Source organism: Nitratireductor luteus (assembly GCF_026162365.1).
Lineage (GTDB): Bacteria > Pseudomonadota > Alphaproteobacteria > Rhizobiales > Rhizobiaceae > Chelativorans > Chelativorans luteus.
The window spans coordinates 1-1,607 of record NZ_JAOANW010000036.1; the positions used below are offsets into that span (position 1 = coordinate 1).

Genomic DNA, 1,607 nt, shown 5'->3' on the forward strand with positions numbered 1-1,607 from the left:
CCGGCCAGCGCGCCGAGGCCGTGGGTGCCGTAGGACACCTCGCCGTTCACCCCCACCGTGTCGGTCAGCTGCCACTCGGCGCCGACGCCTGCACGGTCGTTGCGGTCGATGTCGCGCGAGCGGTGAATCGTCCCTTGCGCGAAGGCATAAACCTTGCGGTCGTCATCGATGCGGTAATCGATGCGGGCGCCGGCATCGAGCCTTGAGCCGTTATAGCCGGACTTGCCGGATTGAACGGCGCGCGGTGACATGAGCTCCGAATAGCTGACCCCGAAGGATACTCTCCAGTGCCGGTTCATCTCCCAGCTGACGCTGGCGGTGCCGTCGCGTTTGACCTGGCCGTCGTCGTCCTTCAGGTCGTCATAGGCCAGCCCCAGCGCGAGCCGCTCGGTCAGCTCCAGATCGGCATGGGCGCCCCAGATGCGCCGATCGACATTGATCTGCTCGGACAAGGTCGAGAAGCCGGCCTCCTTCTCCTCGTAATAGCCGCCCACCGTGCCCTGGATGCCGGCGCCGACCTCCTCCAGGGCGATCTGGCCGCGCACGCGCCAGGCGGTCGCCTCGCGGTCGCGCGACCCGGTCGAGGGCCGGTCGCCCCAGGTCAGCCCGCCATCGCTGGAGCGCGACAGGCCGAAGCCCGGGCCTTTCGAGCGGGCGACCTCGGCCTCGAGGAACGTGCGCTCGGAATGGCGCAGCTGCAGGTCGGCGCCGAAGGCCTGCTGGTCGGCAAGCCCGGTGCTCTCGTCCATGCCGGTGACGCCGACGCGTACGTTGTCGTTCAGCCAATGCTGGGCGCGGCCGCCATAGACGTAGCCGTCGACGTCGCTGGCCACTGGCTCGAACTCGTACTGCACCGTCAGATAGAGCTTGTTGCCGCCCAACGCGCCGTCGCGCACCGGACCGTCGGTGCCTGTCATCGAGGTGAGTGGGCGGCGCAGGATGATCACTCCTTGCATGTAGTCGAAGCTGTAATCCTCGCCATAGCGCAAGGTATGGCGCCCGACGATGCGCCCGGTCACTGCATCGCGCGTTTCGACAGTGACTGTCTCGGAGCCCTCGATAATGTCCTGGCGCTTGAGGAAATAGGCCGAGCCGCCGGTGCCCAGGAACTCCTCGCGCTGCGGCAACGTGTCGGGCTGGGCCGCATAGAGCGTGACCTCTGTGCGGCGCTCGCCGAAGGAGGTCGTGGCTTCGGAAGAATAGACGGCGTTGGCACCGTAGAGCGCCCGCTCGGAGCGCAGGAACTCGGTACCGGTGATGGACGTCTTGTAGTTCCCCCACATGACGTGGCTGTCGCCGCGCTCCAGCCGCACATAGAACTTGCCGTTGGTGGGAGCATCCTCCACCATGGTGGAATCGTCGCCATAGACGGGATAATAATCATCCGGGTCGAGCCGGCGCAGCAGCCGGCGCGGGTCGGTGCCGTCGAGATTGCGGAACAGGGTGTCGAGGTCGTCCTCGCCGCTGTCGGCGGCCGCCGTGAGCAGATATTTGCCCTTGATCTTGCCCTTCAGATAGAAGGCCAGCCGGCCCTTGGAATAGACCTCGTCATACTCGCCCGGACGCGCCACCTCGATGTTGTCGTCGCCCATGCGCTTGCCGATGGT

Annotated in this window: 1 pseudogene; it reads right to left on the bottom strand. The window is 66.4% G+C overall.

Annotation, left to right across the window (positions count from 1 at the left end):
* Positions 1-1,592, bottom strand: a pseudogene (locus tag N1058_RS23960) (TonB-dependent receptor); the annotation flags it as partial.
* Between the last annotated feature and the right edge of the window lie 15 nt (positions 1,593-1,607).